Raw genomic sequence first — 19,846 nt, forward strand, 5'->3', positions numbered from 1 at the left:
GCCCAATGCCCAATGCCCAATCCCCAATGCCCAATCCCCAATGCCCAATCCCCAATGCCCAATGCCCAATGCCCAATGCCCAATGCCCAATCCCCAATGCCCAATGCCCAATCCCCAATAAGTAAGATTGCTGAATATGCCTTGGCATAATAGATTATTTCGGTGCTTGTACCATGCCGTAACCTCTTGATTGTGGTTAGAAATGTAAAAATCTTATACTTTCAAAGCGTATGTATTTTCAAATAGGTGGCACGCTGGGAGCGATCGCTATTTTGTTAAGTGGTACTGCGGCGAGTCTCCTTCAGAGAGGCTACGCCAACGCCCAAAATGCTGAAAGATATGTCACCGTGGGGCACGATAAAGGAGGAAACAGTGTAGCTCTGGATACTAAAACTATTCGTGGTACGACATACAAGCTTTACGGGCTGTACGGAGACGGGATATTCGAGACTACGTTCTCTGCATCATGCACAGAATCACGGCTTTTTCTAAATCGCATTGCTATTTACGGAACAGGTGGACAGCTACTTGAAGAGGATAAGGATACAGGAGAAATTCCTTTTGTAGCAGCTTCTTCACCAGGTAAAGCAATGCGAATTGTTTGTCAAAAAATTGGGGCGCGTGGTTGGTAGGTTCTGATAATTACTGGCATTTATAAAACTAGAAATAGTGGGTCATATAATTCGATAATTCAGAATTTATGGTTTTTCGGTAGCTTTTTTGTCAAAAATGTACACATAAGGGTGAAAATCGAAGACAGTATTATTTTTTTCTTATCCTTCTTCGTTTTTCCTTATTTGTACTTAACTCATGAATGTTTCTCTGACTAAGGATCTATCTGTTTATCAGCTGGTTTTGGGAGTACAATCGCCTCCTAAACCATTGTCCCTCAGTCCCGCGACTCTGCTATCACTGGTAAGAGCGCAAATTGACTTACTCATTGAGCAGCAAATTGTAGCCACTTTATGGGTAAAACTACCACCAGAAAAAATTTGGCAGTCAGAATTAGCACGTTATCAATCTTTGGTGGGTGCGTCTAGCCTCATCTATATTTGTCAGATTGGAGAAAGAGAGAGGGGGGAAGCAGAGGAAGGTGGGGGAGCCGCGGAAGACAAGGGAGAAAATTTTTCCTCATCCTCCTCCTCATTCCCTCATCATGTCCGCGTTCAACTACCAGCAAATAGCCAATTGCGGCGGGAAAACTTTCTGATGGTATTCTCGCCTCAGTTTTGCAGTTTAATTTTGGCGCATCGACCACTTAAAAAACGTGAAAATCCCATCTTGGGGAAGGCAAATACTAAAAAAAATCAGCCATTGTTGATTATGACTACTGTTGATGGAAAAATAATTCAACAAGTATTAGATGGTATTCAACAGGCGGCTGCACCAGGATCATTTCCAATGGTACTTGCTGATTTTATTTGCCCAAGTGCGCCGGAACCCGCACTCATGAATCAACTTTTGGCAAAACAACTCCAACGATTAGATGAAATTAATCGTCAAATCATGGCAGAACGCACTGCTAAGTTGCAGCAGCAAAATCAAAACCTGCATAGTAAAGAGGAACTTAAGGATGAATACCTGAATAACGTGTGTCAAGAACTACGCACACCTCTGACGCACATGAAAACAGCACTCTCTTTGTTAAATTCCCCTAACCTCAAACCGCCGCAGCGACAACGTTATTTACAAATGCTCAATACCCAGTGCGATCGCCAAAATTCTTTGATTACTGGTTTATTGGATTTGGTGCAACTAGAGCGGAATTTGGAGGAGACGACTTTAGAATCAGTACGTCTGTCAGATATTGTACCTGGGGTAGTCAGTACTTACCAGCCTGTAGCGGAGGAAAAAGGTATCATGCTAGCCTACACAGTACCAACTGAACTCCCTGCTGTTTGGTGTGTGAGTGGCGGACTTAGGCAGATTGTAATCAATCTATTGCACAACAGTATTAAGTTTACACCCAATGGTGGTCGAGTATGGGTGCGTGCCCGTGTTCATGGCGATTATGTCCAATTGGAATTCCGCGACACGGGTATAGGTATTGCTGAAAGTGAAATTCCCAAAATTTTTGACCGCTTCTATCGAGTACGCGTAGGAGCAACTGAAGATTATGGTGGCGCTGGATTGGGATTAACAATTGTGCGGCAGTTGCTATTATGCTGTAGTGGTTCTATTTATGTAAAAAGTAAGCTGTATGAAGGTTCCAGTTTTACAGTGCAATTGGCGAGTGTTCCCGACACTCCAAAAGCGATCGCTACAGAACATGAGTAATATTACATTTGGCTCACCGTGAAGACGTTTCCTCAGATTTAGTACAGAACTGGGTGTAAACATCAATCGGAAAATTCATCTGCTCAGCATCAAGATGCACAAAAATTGATTTACTCTGGAAAAATCCCTTAAGGATTCGTTTGAGTGAACGAAATTTAAGCCGCCTGATAGCTTTAGTTACATCCAGCCACTGACGTTTTCTTTGATTTGCTTCTGGATAATCTTCACTCACCATTTCAACCGGTAACAGATACATCTTTACTTGATATATCTTGCCTCGTTTGCGGTACTTATACATGCCTAGTTCATTTGTATCTACTTGGCCAATAACTCCAGCTTCTTCCCACGCCTCTTTAGCTGCTGAATCAGGTGGACTCATTCCTACTGGAATATCTCCTTTCGGAATTACCCAGTGTTGATAGTTGCGAGTTGTGATTAACAAGATTTCAATTCTGCCGTTTTTAAGTCTGTAAGGAATGACCCCAGACTGTTTAAACACTTTGCTCACTTTTCGGCTCATGGCTCACATAACTTAGGAAGTATACAACTTTTACTTAAATGCAATCAACTCAATTTATTTAAGTTTTGATAGATGTACAAAGAGGAAATTGCATTGAAATCTACTTCCTGGCTATCAATTTTGTTCGTATTTTTAAATAGTACTGTAAACGCACCAGCACCCAATCTATCTTGAGGAAACAACCGATAACAAGGCATTGTGGTTAAATGCGACTGATATTTAGCTAAATTACTAATTTGCACCGCTTGAAAGTGAGGAAATCGTTCCAAAAACCATTCGCAAACCTGTTCATTTTCTTCGGTAGAGTATGTACAAGTCATATAAGCAAGATGACCTTGTGCTGAAACAATTTTAGCAGAGTTAGCTATAATCCGTTTTTGTCTATTTGCACTCTTATTAATAGCGGTAGGATGAAAACATCCAGGAGCTTTTTCACCCTTAGCAAGTAAAGATTGCCCAGTACAAGGAGCATCTACTATCACTAAATCGCTAGATGATGGCATCATTTGAGCAAATAGACTCGAATCTCTATTAACCACAGCACTAGGGCTAATATGGCAACGTTTCAAATTAGAAATTAGCATACCTAGGCGTTTACCTATCACTTCATTACTAATGATTAATTCAGGTTTCAAAGCTTTCCAAGCAAAGATACTCTTACCTCCTGGTGCAGCGCACATATCAAAAATTAAACGCACTGGCTGAAGAATTGTAAACAAAGTAGCAGCAGCAAATACAGAAGAAAAATCTAAACAATAAAAATATCCTTTTTCATGCAGTGGATGCTTGCCGGGTTTTTCTCCTAGGTGGAGACGGTCGATAAATGGTGGTTGCCAATACGTTGGTGTTTCTACCGACAAAGAAGTAAAATCTGGCTTTTCATGACACCAAATAATGCTTGATTGGAAAGGCTGAGGATTCATTAAAGCCTCAACAAATCTTTCTTGTTCATCTGGATTTGTAAACAAACGTCGTGCAAGTTTAAGTAATAAATTAGAAGGTTTTTCCATGTGAATATATAAACAATTGTGTTGTATCAGAATACTAAATAAAACTGTTACACAAGAACAGTGTAATTAAGGTACTTGGCTCCATACTGAAAATACAATGACCGCCTTTTAGATCGCAATTGCCAAATTACCTCACTGCACCGGAGAAGGTCATGATATTAGATGATTTTCAGCAAAAACTACGCAAAGAGGCGCAACTATGGAGGGATGAAGGACTAATTAGTTCTTCGCAATATGAGCAAATAGCAGACCGTTATCAATTTAAAAACCTGGAAGCTGCTGCACGCGATCGCTTTGTTGCGATCGTGATTGCTGTAGGTAGCATCCTTTTATGCTTAGGCATAATTACCTTTGTCGGAGCAAACTGGCAATCTGGGTCACGAGAAGTCAAGTTTATCTTGTTAATGAGCTTGTTTTTCACAATTACTATCACTGGTTTTTACACTTGGAGACAACCTGAAGGGAAGAAACCAGAACAAAGCAAACGCATACTAGGAGAAGGATTGCTAATTTTAGGCGCTTTCATTTTAGGTGCAAATTTCGCTTTGATGGCCCAGATGTTCAATATTAGCGGTTCAACTTCCCAACTTTTTCTGGCTTGGGGATTGGGTGTTTTAGTCATGGCTTACAGTCTGTCAATAAATTCCTTGGGAATTATGGCAATTATTTTAGTGCAAATCGGTTACTGGACGGGACTGGAAGACTTGCTATACTCTCCAGGTGAATTGACTTGGGCGCGGCTATTAGTGCAACACATGCCCCTGCTGTCATGGCTGCTATTTGTACCCTTAGCCTATTTTTGTCGATCGCGTTGGATTTTTGGCCTAGCAGCGTTCTGCTTTGCTAGTTCCTTGCAAGCCAACCTCAATCCGCTACCGCTGCTGAATTATGCTGAAGTAGCGCCTTGGGTAGCATCTTTTGCCTTTGCACTCCCACCTGCATTATTCTGGAGTTATGACGACTTGCTATTCCCCAGCATAAATTACAGGTTGTTTCAAAACCTTGCCCGTAATTTAGCGTTGGTGGCTTTTGGAGCTGTCTTTTATGTTCTGTCTTTTCGTTGGAGCTGGGAATCTTCAGATTACGGTTATAATCAGCCAACGACTTTGACCAACTTATTCCAGTCTCTGCCGATCATCGATTTGGGGATTCTCAGCGGCTTGGCGGTATTTCAATGGTTGTTTCTGATGCGTCAACGAAACAACCCTCCTCGCCGCGAAGTGATTTTCACGACTGCTGTCATTAGTACCTTTATTGGTTTCATTGCCGTAGTACCTTTTTGGCATCAAACTATCAGCCGGATTGATGAACTTGGCATTTTTATTTTCAATGTACTTCTAGCAACATTAGCCTGGGGACTAATTCAAGAAGGATTGAAATTAAACAACAGAAACTCCTTTTGGGGCGGTATGCTATTGTTAACGCTGCAAGTTATTAGTCGGATGCTGGAGTACGACACTGACTTACTATTTAAATCGCTGGTCTTTATCTTGTGCGGTTCTGCTTTAATTAGTGCTGGACTCTGGTTTGAACGCCGCAAACCTGCTCAGGGTAAGAAGTAAAAAGTGCTGAGTAGAAACGCGATTATACTCTTACCAGAAGCGGCTCTCCGAGCGTCTACACGTTTGTACAAGTGAATGCTGTTAGCGGTGGCGGGGCGTTTAGCCCGTGCTAAGTGAGGAGTCAAGAGTTAATATTTATTCTCCTTGTGCTACCTTGCCTAATGCCCAATGCCCAATGCCCCTGTCTCCTTATTTAGAGTTTCTCTGCGTTAGTCCTAATCTTGTTACTTTTGACCTCCTCAATACCCCTTCTTTTTAGGACTACGCTCATGAAAAGTAGCGCTTCTGAATCTAAAAATAATTCGTTGTCTCCTGAAGCTGAATTCTCCGAAAAGTTAACTTTTCGTGATTACCTAATTGCATCAGAACAGAAATCGAATAAGCCTTTACCTATTTGGCGGCTAGTAGTTCCCTTGCTCATCCAAACAGGGTTAATTATGGCAGTACCAGCCCAAGCGCTGTACACAGACATGACGGGTAAGACAGTAATTTTGCAGACTGTGCCTGTAAATTCTAACAATGTACAACAAGGTAATTCTCTGGCGCTAGATTACAACATATCCCGTACTGCAAATTTGAGAAGACTGCCTGGGTGGGAGACATTGGTCAGCAAAGGTCGTGGAAGTGGCAGACGATTGCCCGATGGAACCAATATATACGTGATTTTGCAAGAGCAACTATTCTCTGGTAGTGGTGTTCCTAGAGCTTGGAGACCGGTGCGAGTGACTGGCGATCGCCCCACTTCTATACGAGCAAATCAGGCAGCCTTAAAAGGTGTCTACCAGGATGGCTTCGTTAACTACGGTTTAGAAACATATTACATCCCAGAAAACCAACGGCAGCAGATTAACAACGATATCCGACAAGCCCAACGAACTCGAAGAGGACAGCAACCACCCATAGTAGTGAAAGCTAAAGTCGATCCCCAAGGGAACGCAGTGCCCATCAGTATGTGGGTACGCGATCGCAACTATCGCTTTTAATCTTAATCTTCATGCCGTAAACGCCATACTGCACCGCAAGCAGCCCCAGCCCCGGCTAACAATCCTGTACTCATTCCTTGTAGCGTCTTTTGAATTGGGTCTTGGGTTAGGCACTCACTTGTAACTTTACTGTCCTGCAAGCAAAGACTGCTTTCTGCCAAACTGGCAGTACCTCCTAAAATCACACCAGTTACACTACAGGAAACAATAAGCAGCAAAAAGCGTTGGGTTTTTCTATCCATAGATGGATGTGTCAAGTATTAAGAGTAGTGGTCAACTCTCAACTACTTTACACATCCTTGCTGCTAATGTCAGCTGGTTTGAACGGTGATTAGGGAGTATTACAACTATTAAAGTTGAACTCCTAAGCCCAATATCCACCTTAAAATCTATTCAATCTTCAAGTTGAAAGGCAAGCGGGCATAAATCCCCTGTGGATCGTTCATCTTTTGCAGAATTACAATTTCTTGTTGCAGTTTCTCAAATTCAGCTGTAAGAGGATTGGATTGTTTGAGTTTCGCTCCTTCAATACCCAAAGCAGTCTGCACCTCTTCAGTGGCTCGCCCAAAAAAGCGTTCTTCAAAGCTACTAACTCGCGGATACTCTTGTAATTCCCAATCATTACCTAGATTCGCCTGCTTGGCAGTGTATTCGATCGCAGCATTCAAACCGCCAATTTCATCCACCAAACCAATTTCTTTAGCCGCTACACCTGACCAAACTCGTCCTTGGGCAATTGCTGCTACTTTTTGTTCTGGCAGTTTCCGCCCTTGAGAAACCTTATTTAAAAACATATTATAAATACGGTTAACGCTGCGCTGGTAAAGCGCCAACTCTTGAGGCGATTTTGGGCGAGAAACTGTTTGACTATCAGCGTAGCGTCCGGTTTTCACCGAATCCCAGGTGATACCATTATCATTCGCCAACTTTTGGCCATTGACTAGCACGCCAAACACACCAATTGAACCTGTAATTGTATTTGGTTCGGCAAAAATCCGGTTAGAGTCGCTAGCAATCCAGTAACCACCAGAAGCGGCGACATCACCCATCGATACTACAACTGGTTTGACCTCACGAGTCAACCGGACTTCTCGCTGCATGACTTCAGCAGCGGTAGCACTACCACCAGGGCTGTTAATCCGCAGGATTACCGCCTTGACATCATTATCTTGTCGCAGTTTGTTGAAGATTTTGGCAAAGCGATCGCCTCCTACTTGCCCAGTTTCACCTCTACCATCAACAATCTCACCCTCAGCATAAACAACGGCAATTTTATTTTTCGAGTTGCGTTCTACACCTAATGATTTGCCGATAACTTGCGCGTAGTCATCTAGGTTAATTTGTCGGAATGTTTTGTCTTCTTTTTTGCTATCTGTCAATTCTTTGAGGTTAGCTACCACTTGATCTACATAAGCTACTTGATCTACCAAACCGCTGGTTTTCGCTTCCGTTGCTTCCAGTACTGCCTGATTATCTGCGATCGCTTGTAACTGTTGGGGGTTAATTTTGCGACTTTTTCCCACAGATGTACGCCATTCTCCCCAAACATCATCTAATAATTTTTGCGTTTGTTCGCGGTTTTCTGGACTCAGTTTTGTCAGGATAAAGGGTTCTACTGCTCCCTTAAATTTCCCTACCCGCACCACCTGAACGCCAATACCAAACTTTTGTAACGCTCCTGCCAAGAACATCGGTTGACTACTCAAACCGTTGACTTCCATTAGTCCCACGGGGTTAAGTACGACGGTATCTGCCACCGAACTCACATAATATTCCTGTTCACTCCAGTTTCCACCGTAAGCCACAATTTTTTTTCCCGCGGCCCGGAATCTTTCCAAAGCTTGACGGACTTCTTTAAGAGATGCATAACCTGCCGTACTAGCTTCTCTTGTGCGTGTTGCATCTAAATAAATACCGACAATTCGCGGATCGCGTCGGGCTTTTTCCAAAGTTTCTAGAACTTTGCGGAGTGTCATCCGCTTTTGTTCCACACCTGAGAGTGTGTTTTGCAGCAGTTCGTTGGAACTGGGTGCGCCATCGGTTATTCTCATCGACAAGTCAAAAACCAGCACTGACTTATCTTTCACTTCTGGTCCAACATTTTTGGAGGAGGTGGCACCTAATAGTATTAATAGCAGTCCAGTAGTTCCCAGAGCAGAGAAAATAATTAGTCCTAGTAAGCTGCCAACTAAGCTAGCAAAAGTTTGTTTCAGAAAATTACGCATTAGTCAAAAGTCAAGAGTCAAGAGTCAAAAGTCAAGAGTCAAAAGTCAAGAATCATTGAGCAAATGACAAACACAGAAGTCTGTAGCAAGATCCCGCAGTTGCGGAGGCTTCCGACGCTCTCTACGAGAAGCCTTTATGCGCGCTATCCGAACAGAACTTCTCCTAAGGGAGACGCTGCGCGAACGGGGACAAAGGACTAATGACTAATGACTAATGACTAACGACCTATTTACCTATTGTATGCGCTGTAAACTGCCAAAGTGCTTTAACTCATACAAGCCAGTGTTGCCCGTGCAGAATAATACTGTGGTGATTTCGGCAACTAGTACTTCAGCTAGCTCGTAAACGGCTGCCTCAGATACTGCTGCTGCTTTTAGGAAAGGCATTGCCAAACCAGCTATATCGGCTCCTAGGGCGATCGCTACTGCTACATCAAGTCCATGACGCAACCCTCCTGAAGCAATCAAGGGGATATTGGGGGCGATCGCTCGAATACTTGTAATACACTCTGCGGTAGGCAAACCCCAATCAGCAAACGTCCTTCCCAAGCGACGTTGCAAGGCATTTTCTGCCCGCTCGCTTTCCACCTTTGCCCAAGAAGTACCACCTGCACCAGCTACATCAATCGCCGTTACCCCAGCGGCAATGAGTTTCTCTGCCATTGCTGCTGAGATGCCGTTACCTACTTCCTTAGCAATCACTGGTACTTGTAGTTTATTGCATAAGTCAGAAATCTTGTTTAGTAATCCTCGGAAATTAGTATCGCCTCTAGGTTGAATATACTCTTGCAATGGGTTGAGGTGCAAAATCAATGCATCAGCCTCTAGGATATCGACTACCCGCAAACATTCATCTAAACCATACTTATAGTTAAGTTGCACAGCGCCCAAATTTGCAAACAGCAGAACATCAGGGGCATATTTGCGAACAGCGAAAGTATCAGCCACCTGGGGTTTTTCCACCGCTACTCGCTGGGAACCAACACCCATTGCAATTTTGTAGTGTTGTGCGACTTGGGCCAAACGTTGGTTTATCATTCCTGCTTGTTCTGTTCCTCCTGTCATGGAAGAAATTAACAGGGGTGCGCCGAGGTGTTTTCCTAGAAAAGTCGTACTTGTATCAATGTCTTTGTGGTCTAGTTCGGGCAAGCAACAATGAGTAAAACGATAACGTTCTAGTCCGTTAGTTATTTCATGGCACTGGACATCTTCTTCTAAGCAGATCCGAATATGATCCGCTTTGCGAGTCTGAGTTTGTGCTGAGATGTTGGTAGGTGCGTTCACAGTTAAGCATTACTCAACGTAGTTCTAATCACTATTTTTACAGCCTTGGGCATGATGTAGCAGGAGATGTATCAAACAAGTGTGTGACGGTAGTTTTACTTTTTTAACTTCATCCATAATCTTTGACGTGGAAAAAGTATTTGCCAAAAAGCCAGGGTTTTTGCCGAATCAAGAAAGCCAAGTTTTTAATTTTGGATCAAGTCGAGCTTAGAGAGTATCCAGCCTGCTATAGGATTCCTATTTGATTTTTGAAAGAACTGCGTACACCTCTAACTCCCTTTTTTTCCATTTCCCATTCCCTATCCCCTATCCCCCATTCGGTGTCTCTACAAGTCAGTTCACGAATCAAATCGGATTACTATATTTACCTTTGACACCTAAAAAAAGGGGCGGCTAACATTTAAGTAAATCTTAACAAGAAAACAAAAAAGTTAAAATAATGTCAACGAATTTGATAGAAAAAAAGATCAAAACTGTCCAAAAGTAGGGATAATTTTTAAAGACAAAAACAATAAAAACCATGTAATTGGATAAGGTTCAAGTCGATAAAATGTTCCAACTTCAGGGGAGAATTCAGCAAGTGAAAACTCCGGTGTTATAAACCTGAAGAGGAAATAAAAGGAACTGGGCATTGAAAAGAGGCAGAGGGGCGGGGTGCTCTTAGCAGAGGGGAAAACTCTTCTCCCTTGCTCCCTGCTCCCTTGCTTTTTCCCCAGTCCCCAATACATAGAGAAAAAGTTAAGCGCGAGGACATGGATTTAGTATGGTTAACAGCAGTGCAATCACCCCAGCACAACGCTTGAGTGAAAAATTACCTTTGCCGCTCAAGCGTTTGGCAGATTTGGCTTATAATTACTGGTGGAGTTGGAGTGGCGATCGCATCTCCCTATTCCAAACCATTGATCCCCAAGAGTGGGAACGCTGTGGGCATAATCCAGTAGCAATTTTAGAGTCTGCAAGCTATGAGCGTCTCACCCAATTAGCGGAAGATCCATATTACCTAAAGCAGATTTCTGCATTAGCGCGTGAGTTTGATCAATACATTGCACAAAAAGATACTTGGGTAAGTCGGGTTGCACCGCAAGTTTCTGCATCCCGCCCCATTGCTTATTTTTGCGCCGAATTTGGCATTCATGAATCCCTACCTGTATACTCTGGTGGCTTAGGTATTCTAGCTGGGGATCATCTCAAATCATCTTCAGGTTTGGGTGTGCCGATGGTTGGTGTCGGTTTATTATATCGTCAAGGTTACTTTCGGCAACGCTTGAACCGTCAAGGCTGGCAAGAAGATTACTACATTGACAACCCCTTCCAGCAGATGCCTCTGGAGTTAATTAAAAATGAGCAAGGGGAACCGCTGACTATCCAGCTACAAGTTCGCCAGCGGTTGGTGAAAGTGCAAATCTGGCGTGTGCAAGTTGGGCGTGTCACTTTATATTTATTAGATACCGATCGCCATGACAATGATCCCATCGACCGCTGGCTAACTGGACACCTATACGGTGGTAACTTAGAAACCCGCATCGCCCAAGAAGTTGTTTTGGGAATTGGTGGTGTGCGTGCTCTGGATGCTTTGGGAATTCAACCTTCTGTTTATCACCTCAACGAAGGACACGCCGCTTTCTGTACTTTGGAAATTGCTCGCTTAGAAATTGAGCGGACTGGTAAATCTTTCTACGACATCGAAGCTAAAGTGCGGAACAGTTGTGTATTCACCACCCATACCCCCGTTCCCGCCGGTCACGATGTCTTCTCTCCCGATTTAATCGACTCCTTCTTTGCTAGCTACTGGCCACAATTGCGACTTTCCCGCGAGCAATTTTTAGCATTAGGTGCAAGGCGACTGGGCGATCCTTGGGAACCTTTTGGGATGACCGTTTTGGCATTGCGGATGTCTCGTGCTTGCAACGGTGTGAGTGAATTGCACGGTCAAGTTTCCCGTAAAATGTGGACAGTTCTCTATCCCCAGCGATCGGAAGATAAAGTACCAATTGGTTACATTACCAATGGCGTTCATGCTCCCACTTGGACTGCACCCTTGTTAGCTGACTTATATAATCAGTATTTGGGAGAAGACTGGAAAACTCGCGCTGTTGATCCTAAAATGTGGGCGAAAGTTGACGAGATTCCCGATGAGGAACTATGGTCGCGCCATCTCATCCTTAAAGAACGATTGATTGCTTACACCCGCTATAAAATCAAGAAATCGCGGGAGTTGCGTGGCGAAAGTTACGAACTAATTAAAGCAATTGAAACCCTACTAAACCCCAATGTGTTGACCATTGGATTTGCTAGACGCTTCAGCCCTTACAAACGTGGGGATTTGATTTTGCGTGATGCACAACGAGCGCTGAAGATTTTTGGTAACGCCCAACGTCCAGTACAGATTATCTTTGCAGGTAAAGCCCACCCAGCTGATGAAGAAGGTAAACGAATTATCCAGCGCTTGATGGAGTGGTGTCACAATTCCGGGATTCTCAACCGAGTCGCGTTTATTGAAGATTACGATATTTACACTGGTCAAAAACTAGTGCAAGGGGTGGATGTTTGGCTGAATAATCCCCGCCGTCCCTTAGAGGCGTCTGGTACAAGTGGTCAAAAAGTCTGCTTCAACGGTGGGATTAATTGCAGCGTCTTAGATGGCTGGTGGTGCGAAGGCTACCAAGCAGGACAAGATGGTAAAGGAATTAACGGTTGGGCTATTGGCGAAGATGCTCACACCAGTGATCAAGAATTGCAGGATCGGATTGATTCGCGATCGCTATATCAACTGTTGGAAGAAGAGATTGTTCCTCTATACTATGACCAAGATGCTCAAGATGTTCCCCACCGCTGGGTGCAAATGATGAAGGCGTCAATTAAGACAAATGCACCGTTGTTCAACACAGACAGAATGATTGCTGACTATGTTTCACAGGTGTATGTCCCAGAGATTTCTAAGAGTGTGGAACCGATTTTAGCTAAAGTTCTGCTCTAGAGCACGTTAAGCCCACACTGACCCGAAGCGGGTACAGTGTGGGTAGTTTACCTTCCAAACTCGGAACTTCGTGCTCAGAATTCGGAATTTGGTGTTCCAAATTCGGAACTTCGTGCTTAAAACTCGGAACTTCGTGTTCCAAACTCGGAATTTCGTGCTCAAAACTCAGAACTTTGTGTTCGGAACTCAGAATTTCGTGTTCCAAACTTGGAACTTTATGCTCAAAACTTAGAACTTTGTGCTCAGAACTCGGAACTTTGTGTTCGGAACTGCAAATTCAATAAAAGCCAAGGGTGATGTAAAAAACAAAACAACTATATTTCATTAGCAAAAAGGTATAGTTTTTCTTTAATTAAATTGCTCTTTAACTTGTACTAAATAAATCTTGTTTTTCTAGATACTATAGTAGAATTCCTACTTTTAGCTGCGCCTCTGTGGTTAGTTTTCTTGGATAATTTATTTCTTGGAAATCCCTAAACCTGGCTTTTTAACCTTTTTTTATCTATCTCCAAGCTTTATTTTGTAGGATGATCTGAATCGTTCTAGTATAAACTTGCCTTATTTTTGTAATAAGTTTAAAAAATTAATCTTTTATTCAATAACCCCAAGTTAAATCAAGCATTACCCAAACTTAATTGAAATCAAATACTTTTTTATAAACATTTATATATAACCAAAACACCCTCATGAAATTATCACGACGGAAATTTTTTGTCATAGCAGGTACGAGTGCTGCTGGTACTGTGCTCATGTCTCCTTTGGAAGGTCTTTATGCCAGAACTGCCAATAGAAGAGGTGTCTTTGGTAAAGGATACGGAAAGCTTGTAAAAGATCCCAATGGCTTACTGGATTTACCACCGGGATTTCAGTATCGTGTTTTATCTCAAAAAGACGATCTGATGAACGACAAGACTCTAGTGCCGAGTGGTCATGATGGTATGGCAACTTTCCGCGGCCCCAGAAACACAGTTATCTTAGTTCGTAATCACGAACTAAGTCCTAATTCCGATACACAACTTAAAGGGCCCAATCCCTACGATCCTAATTGCAAAGGTGGTACAACGACTCTGGTTGTTGGACGCGATCGCCAGCTAATCAAACATTACACTTCCTTAAGTGGAACTTATCGCAACTGTGCAGGTGGGCCAACTCCTTGGGGTTCATGGATTAGCTGTGAAGAAAATACCTCTACTCCAACTTCGTTACCCCTGGGTGATCCAAACTATGTCTCGCAATTCCACGGCTATAACTTTGAAGTTCCGGCTAGCGCCACAACTCCTGTCAAGCCTGAGCCTTTAGTCGCTATGGGACGATTTAATCATGAAGCTGTTGCTGTAGACCCCAAAACTGGAATTGTTTATGAGACGGAAGACCGGGGAGATAGCCTTTTCTACCGTTTCATTCCAAAAGTACCTGGTAGGTTAAAAGAAGGAGGCGTCCTTGAAGCTTTAAGGATTGTTGGTAAACCTCAAGCAAACACCGCTAGTGGTTTTGAATTGCGGAAGCCAATGAAAGTAGACTGGGTAAAAATTCCTCAGCCAAACCCACTTGACGGAGATACTGTTAGATTTCAAGGCTTTGAGCTAGGTGCTGCTCAATTTGTGCGTGGAGAAGGGATTTGGTACGGCGATGGTGAAATTTACTTTTGCTGTACCAGTGGTGGTGCTAAAGGGCTGGGTCAAGTCTGGCGCTACATTCCCAAAAAAGAGACAATCGAACTGTTTGTAGAATCTACAGATGTAAACGAACTTGATAGCCCTGATAACATAGTTATTTCACCCTACGGCGATCTCATCCTCTGTGAAGATGGAGATGACCAACAGTTCTTAGTTGGTGTGACTCCCAAAGGAGAACTCTATCAATTCGCGCGCAACGCATTTAATACAAGCGAATTTGCAGGGGCCTGCTTCTCGCCTGATGGTAAGACTTTGTTCGTAAATGTTCAAAGTCCTGGTACTACTTTCGCCATCTGGGGCCCTTGGAGGAGAAGTTACCAAGGTTGAGATAAATTGTTTGGGAAAATTTGAGCGCCAGCTTTCGACGCTCAAATTTCCTAGATGTACACAGTATAGATAGAATCAGCCTATCTGTGTTTCTCTGTCGTTTTAACTCATGAAAATTTGGCAAGTTGATTTTTATCGTAGTCCATTGCAGAATGCAGCAGGGCAAGTGTTATGGGATTTATTGATTTGTGATGCGACTCGCAGTTTTGAGTATGAAGCGACTTGTTCGCAATCAGCAGCCAATTCGAGTTGGGTTGCAGAGCAACTTGAGCTAGCAGCTGGTGAAAAACTCCCAGATATAATTCAGGTGTTTCGTCCTCAGTCCTTGAGTTTAATTGAATGGGCTGCACGCAATTTAGGTATTAATGTTGAACCTACCCGCCGCACTTTCGCATTGAAGCAGTGGTTGCAGGAAAAGCAATATCCTTTAGGGCTAGATAAACCACCCCCAGCACCATTACCAGAAAACCTCTGGGGAGAACAATGGCGATTTGCAACTTTAGCGGCTAGTGATGTGGAAACGAGGTTTAGCGATCGCCCCATTCCTCATTTGCTGATGCCAGAATTTCTTAAACCCATCAATCTAGGTTTAGCGTCAACAATACGCGTCCCAGGTATCATAATCTATGGTGGACGACAATCGATGCGCTTAGCAAAATGGTTGCATCAAGCTCGTCCTTTGGCATTAAATTACATATCGTCGGGTGCTCTTGATGGCTTAGTGTTAGAAGCTGGTTTAGTAGATAGGTGGATAGTTGCCACATTTGAAGATCCAGATGTTACAGCCGCAGCAAAAATGTATGAACAGCGAAAACAACTAAGTCAAGGACTACACTTTTTGTTAGTGCAGCCTGATGATTCGGGGATGACTTACAGTGGCTTTTGGTTACTACGAGCTGAAGATTAAGTAGTGGTACAGTGAATGAGTTTTTGCGCCGGTTGGGGTATGCTATGGAAGCTGAATTTGCAACTGTTAAGTGGGAAGCGTTTTCAGCTTTGATAGTTGATTTGGAAGTTATTTTATGATTAAAAGAATAGGAATCTACAATACTCCAAGGTGCTTCAAGATGAACCGAACTATTTTATCTTTTATTTTTCTGGCTATTTTAATAAAACCCCGTCTATTTTGAAACCTGGAGTTTTTAAGGAGAGTGTATTATTCTCTTGTGGCTTGAGTTCTGAGCTTTACTCTAATTCCAAAAAACTATGGTTTTCAAGGTAGACGCGGTTAAAATACCTTCTATTCCCTAGCAATGACTATATCGTTAGACTTGATGACTGCATAGGCTTCTGTTCCCTCAGACAGTTCCAATTCCTCTGCTGAAACTCTGGTAATCATTGAGGTTAACTCAACTTTGTGAACAATCTCTAGCGTTACCTCAGTATTAACTGCTCCTGTAATCACTCGTTTGACAATTCCCTTAAGCACATTACGGGAGCTTACTTTTAGTAATTTCTTTTGACTATTAATTTTTATATCAGGAGCGTCAACATTCTCCTTGCTCTTCTGCTTGGTTGGTATTGGTGCTGGTGCTGAAGAGTAGTCATTAAGACCACGTACTAGTTCTCGGAGGATCTCAGTTTTTGTACGCTGAGACTGCTGGCAGAATTCTTCTAGTATTTTCCGCTCCTCCTCTGATGTTTGAAATGTAACCCATCCTTGTTCTTTTCTTGGCATATTTTTACCAATTGAATTGGTATATATTTCTGATCTTGGTATGATTTTACCAAGTGTCAATCCTCCAAAGCAGAATCTATCTGAGGCTACTTATGGTGACAAGCCCTTCGGATACTCTTCTTTTTAGGAAATGCATTCGCTTGGGTAGGAAAAATGCTACTTGCTACTTCATGCAAAGCCGTTCTTCAATTGAATTCAATTAGATGCAGCCTTGCCAGCTACAGTACAAATTATTTCATCCATTGTTCGGAGTAATTCTTGCTCGTTGTAAGGTTTAGAGAAGTAGGCTCGCGCACCCAGTTGCATTGCCAGCTGCCGATGTTTATTACTGCTACGAGAGGTCAGCATGGCAATGGGAATATTTTTCATATCAACGTCTGTATTTACACGATCTAAGAAGCCATAACCATCAAGGCGAGGCATTTCAATATCACAAATCACTGCCTGAACTTGCAAACCACTGTGAAGTTTTTCCAAAGCATCCTGACCATCTTTAGCTTGTTCTACTTGATACCCCCCTTTTTCGAGAGTCAGAGCTAAAAAGCGACGAACATTAATCGAGTCATCTACGATCAAAATCGTGCCTTTCTGGTTAGTAGGGGTTGGTACTTTTTCATCCTCAAACATGAGGAATGCTGTTTTTAACCTGGCTGACGGTAATTGATTACTTCTGGGAGTACGCTGATTAGTAGCAATCCAATACAGCAACTCGTTGGTATTAACTAGTGCTACTACTCGACCATCACCGAGAATCGTACAGTTGCTGAAGCCTTCAGGTAGAGGTATATTTCCCTCGACTTGGCGGATAGCAACTTCCTGTTCGCCCCAGCAACGGTCTACTTGTATTGCGACTGGCTGATTATTGCTTTTGACTACTAACACGCTACTAGCATTAATCGCTGGGGGAGTTTCTAGTTCTGGGGTATCGTAGCGCGGGCAATTAAACTCTAAGTAACGGCCAAGGCGAATTAGTGGCAACATAGTTCCTTGCCAATTCAGGACTTCACTACCCGCCATTGGAAAAACTCGCTCGTTTTGAAATAAGAATATTTCCGAAACGACATCTGTGGGAAATGCCAAGAGTATCCTGTTGATTTCTACCAACAAAACTCGTGCCACCGAAAGTGTAAATGGCATTGACAGAGTAAAGGTAGTGCCGACACCCCACTCTGTATCAACTTTGACATCTCCTCGAATCAGTTTGAGGTTGTTGCGGACTACATCCATTCCGACACCGCGACCAGATAATGATGTCACTTGGTCGGAAGTACTAAAACCTGGTTCAAAAATTAGTGATAATAGTTCTTCATCACTAGCACTAGCGAGTAGAGAAGCATCTAATCCCATAGCTAGGGCCCGGGCGCGAATTTTCTCTAGAGAAATGCCCCGACCATCATCACGCATAGTAATGAGGGTGCGATTACTGTGATGAGTAGCTTTAATTTCAATCAATCCTTGTTCTGGCTTACCCAAAGCGCGGCGGGTCGCAGATTCTTCGATACCATGATCGAAGGCATTCCTTAACAGGTGCATTAAAGGCTCATTCAAAGCCTCCAAAATGCTGCGTTCAATTAAAGTATTGCCACCTTCAAGTTTTAGCTGTACATTTTTCCCATACTCTACATTTAGCTCGCGCAAGGCTCTGGGAAAACGCTCAACTAAATCGGACAGCGGACGCATTCGGATGTGATTGAGTTTTGTCTGTAACTGTTTTGATGTTTTGTTAAGTTTGCGAGCAATCTGATCTGTATCGTCAACACTAAGTTGAATATCAGTAGTGACTTCCTGTACCTGAACAATGGTTTCCATAACTTCCTGCGATAACAGGTTTAAGTCGTTATAGCGATCCATTTCTAAGGTATCAAATCCTCTTTTTATGCCTTGTATTTGATAGCTATCTTCAGATACTAAATTATGTTCTATATTGGATGGCTTACCAGATGAAATTACGGGTGGAGTCGCCATTTTGTCATAAGCTGTACGAAGTTCTTGATTTTCTCGTTCGAGAACTTGTACTCGCTGATTCAGGTGACGAACGAGTTTGCGTAATCTTTCTAAATGGGAGTTTAATCCGTTGCGTTGGACAATCAGTTCCCCAAATAAATCATTAATTTGCTCAAGTTGTTTACTTGGAACTCTAACGTTATTTTCTTGAAGTTCACGTTCTTTACCAACACCAATTGGCTCATTTTTGCGTTCGACCAATCCCGAATCTGTAGTAATTTCTCCAGCAATTATTGTATTTGGCTCTGGGATGTTGACAGTAGCCACATCATTAGCAATATCTGTATCTAAAAAAGTAAAATTGGCAGCAATTGGTTCATTGACGAGCCAATTCTCTTCAGTTCGCTCCGATTGTAAATCATCTGTTGATATTACTTCTATATTGTGGAGACTGGTGTCAGTTACATCTGTGGCGAGTGGCTCAGATTGAGTGTATGTATTTGCCACTCCACCAAATTCAATGTCTGTAGGTAGGTTATCCAGTTGATCTGTCAGTACTAAAGCTTGCGATCGCCGCCATGCTTCTAGTGCTAATTGGGCAATTTCGGGAATGCGATCGCAGGTTACTGCTTCTAAGTGCTGCGTTACTGACTCACACAACTGGGTAAAAGCTGGTAATTGGAGCATTTCCCCCAAACCGCCTAATTCAGTTGCCATGATCACAACTTCTTCGTGTAAACCAGGCTGTCCGCTATCTGCTAACACAGATTCTAGGCGCTGTAAACATCCTTCTACTTCTGTTTCAAATAACAAGGGAATAATATCTTGCCCGTCTTCTGGTGAGAGCATGGTCGTGGCGTCTTCAGGGGTGGGGTCGCCCAGGCGATCGTGCAGCTCATCAAAAATCGGGTAACAAAAGGTTGCCAACCACTGTTCTTCAACAGAATTTCCTTCTGAGAGTAATTCCACTATTTGACGCAGCCAGTCAACTCCAGATAGCAATAAACTTTGCAACTGAGTATCAATTTCTAGGGAATTTTTTCGGGTTTTTAAAACTTTAAAAGAATCTTCCAAACGGTGAGCTAAATCACTGAGCGCCCGAAATCCCATCATCCCCGCGCCACCCTTAATGGAGTGAGCGGCTCGGAGTGCAGCATTGATTTTATCCAAATCGATGCGGTTACTGGTGTCGATTTCCAGTAATACCCCTTCCAGCGTATTCAAGTAATCAGTTGCTTCTTCCAGAAATTGCATCTGGATTTCTAATTCTTTGTCCTGTGACATTATTTTTGTCCTTAGTCATTGGTCATTAGTCATTGGTCATTAGTCATTGGTCATTGGTCACTAGCAAATAACAAAGGACAAAGGACAAAAGACAAATGA

14 protein-coding genes are annotated in these 19,846 nt (G+C 42.9%); 7 read left to right on the top strand and 7 right to left on the bottom strand.

Annotated features, from left to right (window positions below; all coding sequences use genetic code 11):
• Nucleotides 1-230 precede the first annotated feature (230 nt).
• Both IQ246_RS17380 and IQ246_RS17385 read left to right on the top strand, forming a co-directional pair.
• Entirely contained in the window at nucleotides 231-632 is a 402-nt protein-coding gene (locus IQ246_RS17380; protein WP_194004601.1) for a hypothetical protein, read from the top strand.
• A 178-nt stretch (nucleotides 633-810) separates the two neighbouring features.
• Nucleotides 811-2,277: a DICT sensory domain-containing protein gene (locus IQ246_RS17385; RefSeq protein ID WP_194004602.1), complete on the top strand. Its 1,467-nt coding sequence runs from the start codon at nucleotides 811-813 to the stop codon at nucleotides 2,275-2,277.
• A gap of 13 nt (nucleotides 2,278-2,290) precedes the next feature.
• Here the strand turns inward: IQ246_RS17385 and IQ246_RS17390 are convergent, their stop codons facing one another.
• Complete coding sequence (locus IQ246_RS17390) at nucleotides 2,291-2,797, bottom strand: NUDIX hydrolase (RefSeq protein ID WP_194004603.1); 507 nt, start codon at nucleotides 2,795-2,797, stop codon at nucleotides 2,291-2,293.
• Nucleotides 2,798-2,841: 44 nt separating this feature from the next.
• Nucleotides 2,842-3,807: an RsmB/NOP family class I SAM-dependent RNA methyltransferase gene (locus tag IQ246_RS17395; protein ID WP_194004604.1), complete on the bottom strand. Its 966-nt coding sequence runs from the start codon at nucleotides 3,805-3,807 to the stop codon at nucleotides 2,842-2,844.
• A 152-nt stretch (nucleotides 3,808-3,959) separates the two neighbouring features.
• On the opposite strand from IQ246_RS17395, the gene IQ246_RS17400 reads away from it, so the two are divergent.
• Complete coding sequence (locus IQ246_RS17400; protein ID WP_194004605.1) at nucleotides 3,960-5,369, top strand: DUF2157 domain-containing protein; 1,410 nt, start codon at nucleotides 3,960-3,962, stop codon at nucleotides 5,367-5,369.
• Nucleotides 5,370-5,638: 269 nt separating this feature from the next.
• Nucleotides 5,639-6,352 carry a GDYXXLXY domain-containing protein gene (locus IQ246_RS17405; RefSeq protein WP_194004606.1) on the top strand — a complete coding sequence of 238 codons (714 nt, stop codon included), beginning with the start codon at nucleotides 5,639-5,641 and terminating at the stop codon, nucleotides 6,350-6,352.
• Nucleotides 6,353-6,354: 2 nt separating this feature from the next.
• Here IQ246_RS17405 and IQ246_RS17410 read toward each other — a convergent pair whose 3' ends face one another.
• The 3 genes from IQ246_RS17410 to fni all read right to left on the bottom strand — a co-directional run bounded on the left by IQ246_RS17410 (nucleotide 6,355) and on the right by fni (nucleotide 9,861).
• Nucleotides 6,355-6,594 carry a hypothetical protein gene (locus IQ246_RS17410; RefSeq protein WP_194004607.1) on the bottom strand — a complete coding sequence of 80 codons (240 nt, stop codon included), beginning with the start codon at nucleotides 6,592-6,594 and terminating at the stop codon, nucleotides 6,355-6,357.
• A gap of 147 nt (nucleotides 6,595-6,741) precedes the next feature.
• Nucleotides 6,742-8,577 (bottom strand): signal peptide peptidase SppA, encoded by a 1,836-nt coding sequence (gene sppA, locus IQ246_RS17415; protein WP_194004608.1) that lies wholly within the window; start codon nucleotides 8,575-8,577, stop codon nucleotides 6,742-6,744.
• 234 nt (nucleotides 8,578-8,811) lie between these two features.
• Nucleotides 8,812-9,861 (bottom strand): type 2 isopentenyl-diphosphate Delta-isomerase, encoded by a 1,050-nt coding sequence (gene fni / locus IQ246_RS17420; protein WP_194004609.1) that lies wholly within the window; start codon nucleotides 9,859-9,861, stop codon nucleotides 8,812-8,814.
• Nucleotides 9,862-10,624: 763 nt separating this feature from the next.
• Between fni and glgP the strand changes: the two genes are divergently transcribed.
• From glgP to IQ246_RS17435, 3 genes are all read left to right on the top strand, one after another.
• A complete protein-coding gene (glgP, locus tag IQ246_RS17425) occupies nucleotides 10,625-12,838 on the top strand; it encodes an alpha-glucan family phosphorylase (protein ID WP_194004610.1) in 2,214 nt (737 codons plus the stop codon).
• Between the two features lie 686 nt (nucleotides 12,839-13,524).
• Nucleotides 13,525-14,841: an alkaline phosphatase PhoX gene (locus IQ246_RS17430; protein WP_194004611.1), complete on the top strand. Its 1,317-nt coding sequence runs from the start codon at nucleotides 13,525-13,527 to the stop codon at nucleotides 14,839-14,841.
• Between the two features lie 109 nt (nucleotides 14,842-14,950).
• Nucleotides 14,951-15,748 carry a Tab2/Atab2 family RNA-binding protein gene (locus IQ246_RS17435; protein WP_194004612.1) on the top strand — a complete coding sequence of 266 codons (798 nt, stop codon included), beginning with the start codon at nucleotides 14,951-14,953 and terminating at the stop codon, nucleotides 15,746-15,748.
• Between the two features lie 333 nt (nucleotides 15,749-16,081).
• Here IQ246_RS17435 and IQ246_RS17440 read toward each other — a convergent pair whose 3' ends face one another.
• Both IQ246_RS17440 and IQ246_RS17445 read right to left on the bottom strand, forming a co-directional pair.
• Nucleotides 16,082-16,519: a molybdopterin-binding protein gene (locus tag IQ246_RS17440; protein WP_194004613.1), complete on the bottom strand. Its 438-nt coding sequence runs from the start codon at nucleotides 16,517-16,519 to the stop codon at nucleotides 16,082-16,084.
• Nucleotides 16,520-16,714: 195 nt separating this feature from the next.
• A complete protein-coding gene (locus IQ246_RS17445) occupies nucleotides 16,715-19,747 on the bottom strand; it encodes a hybrid sensor histidine kinase/response regulator (RefSeq protein ID WP_194004614.1) in 3,033 nt (1,010 codons plus the stop codon).
• Between the last annotated feature and the right edge of the window lie 99 nt (nucleotides 19,748-19,846).

It is taken from the genome of aff. Roholtiella sp. LEGE 12411, assembly GCF_015206995.1.
GTDB lineage: Bacteria > Cyanobacteriota > Cyanobacteriia > Cyanobacteriales > Nostocaceae > Komarekiella.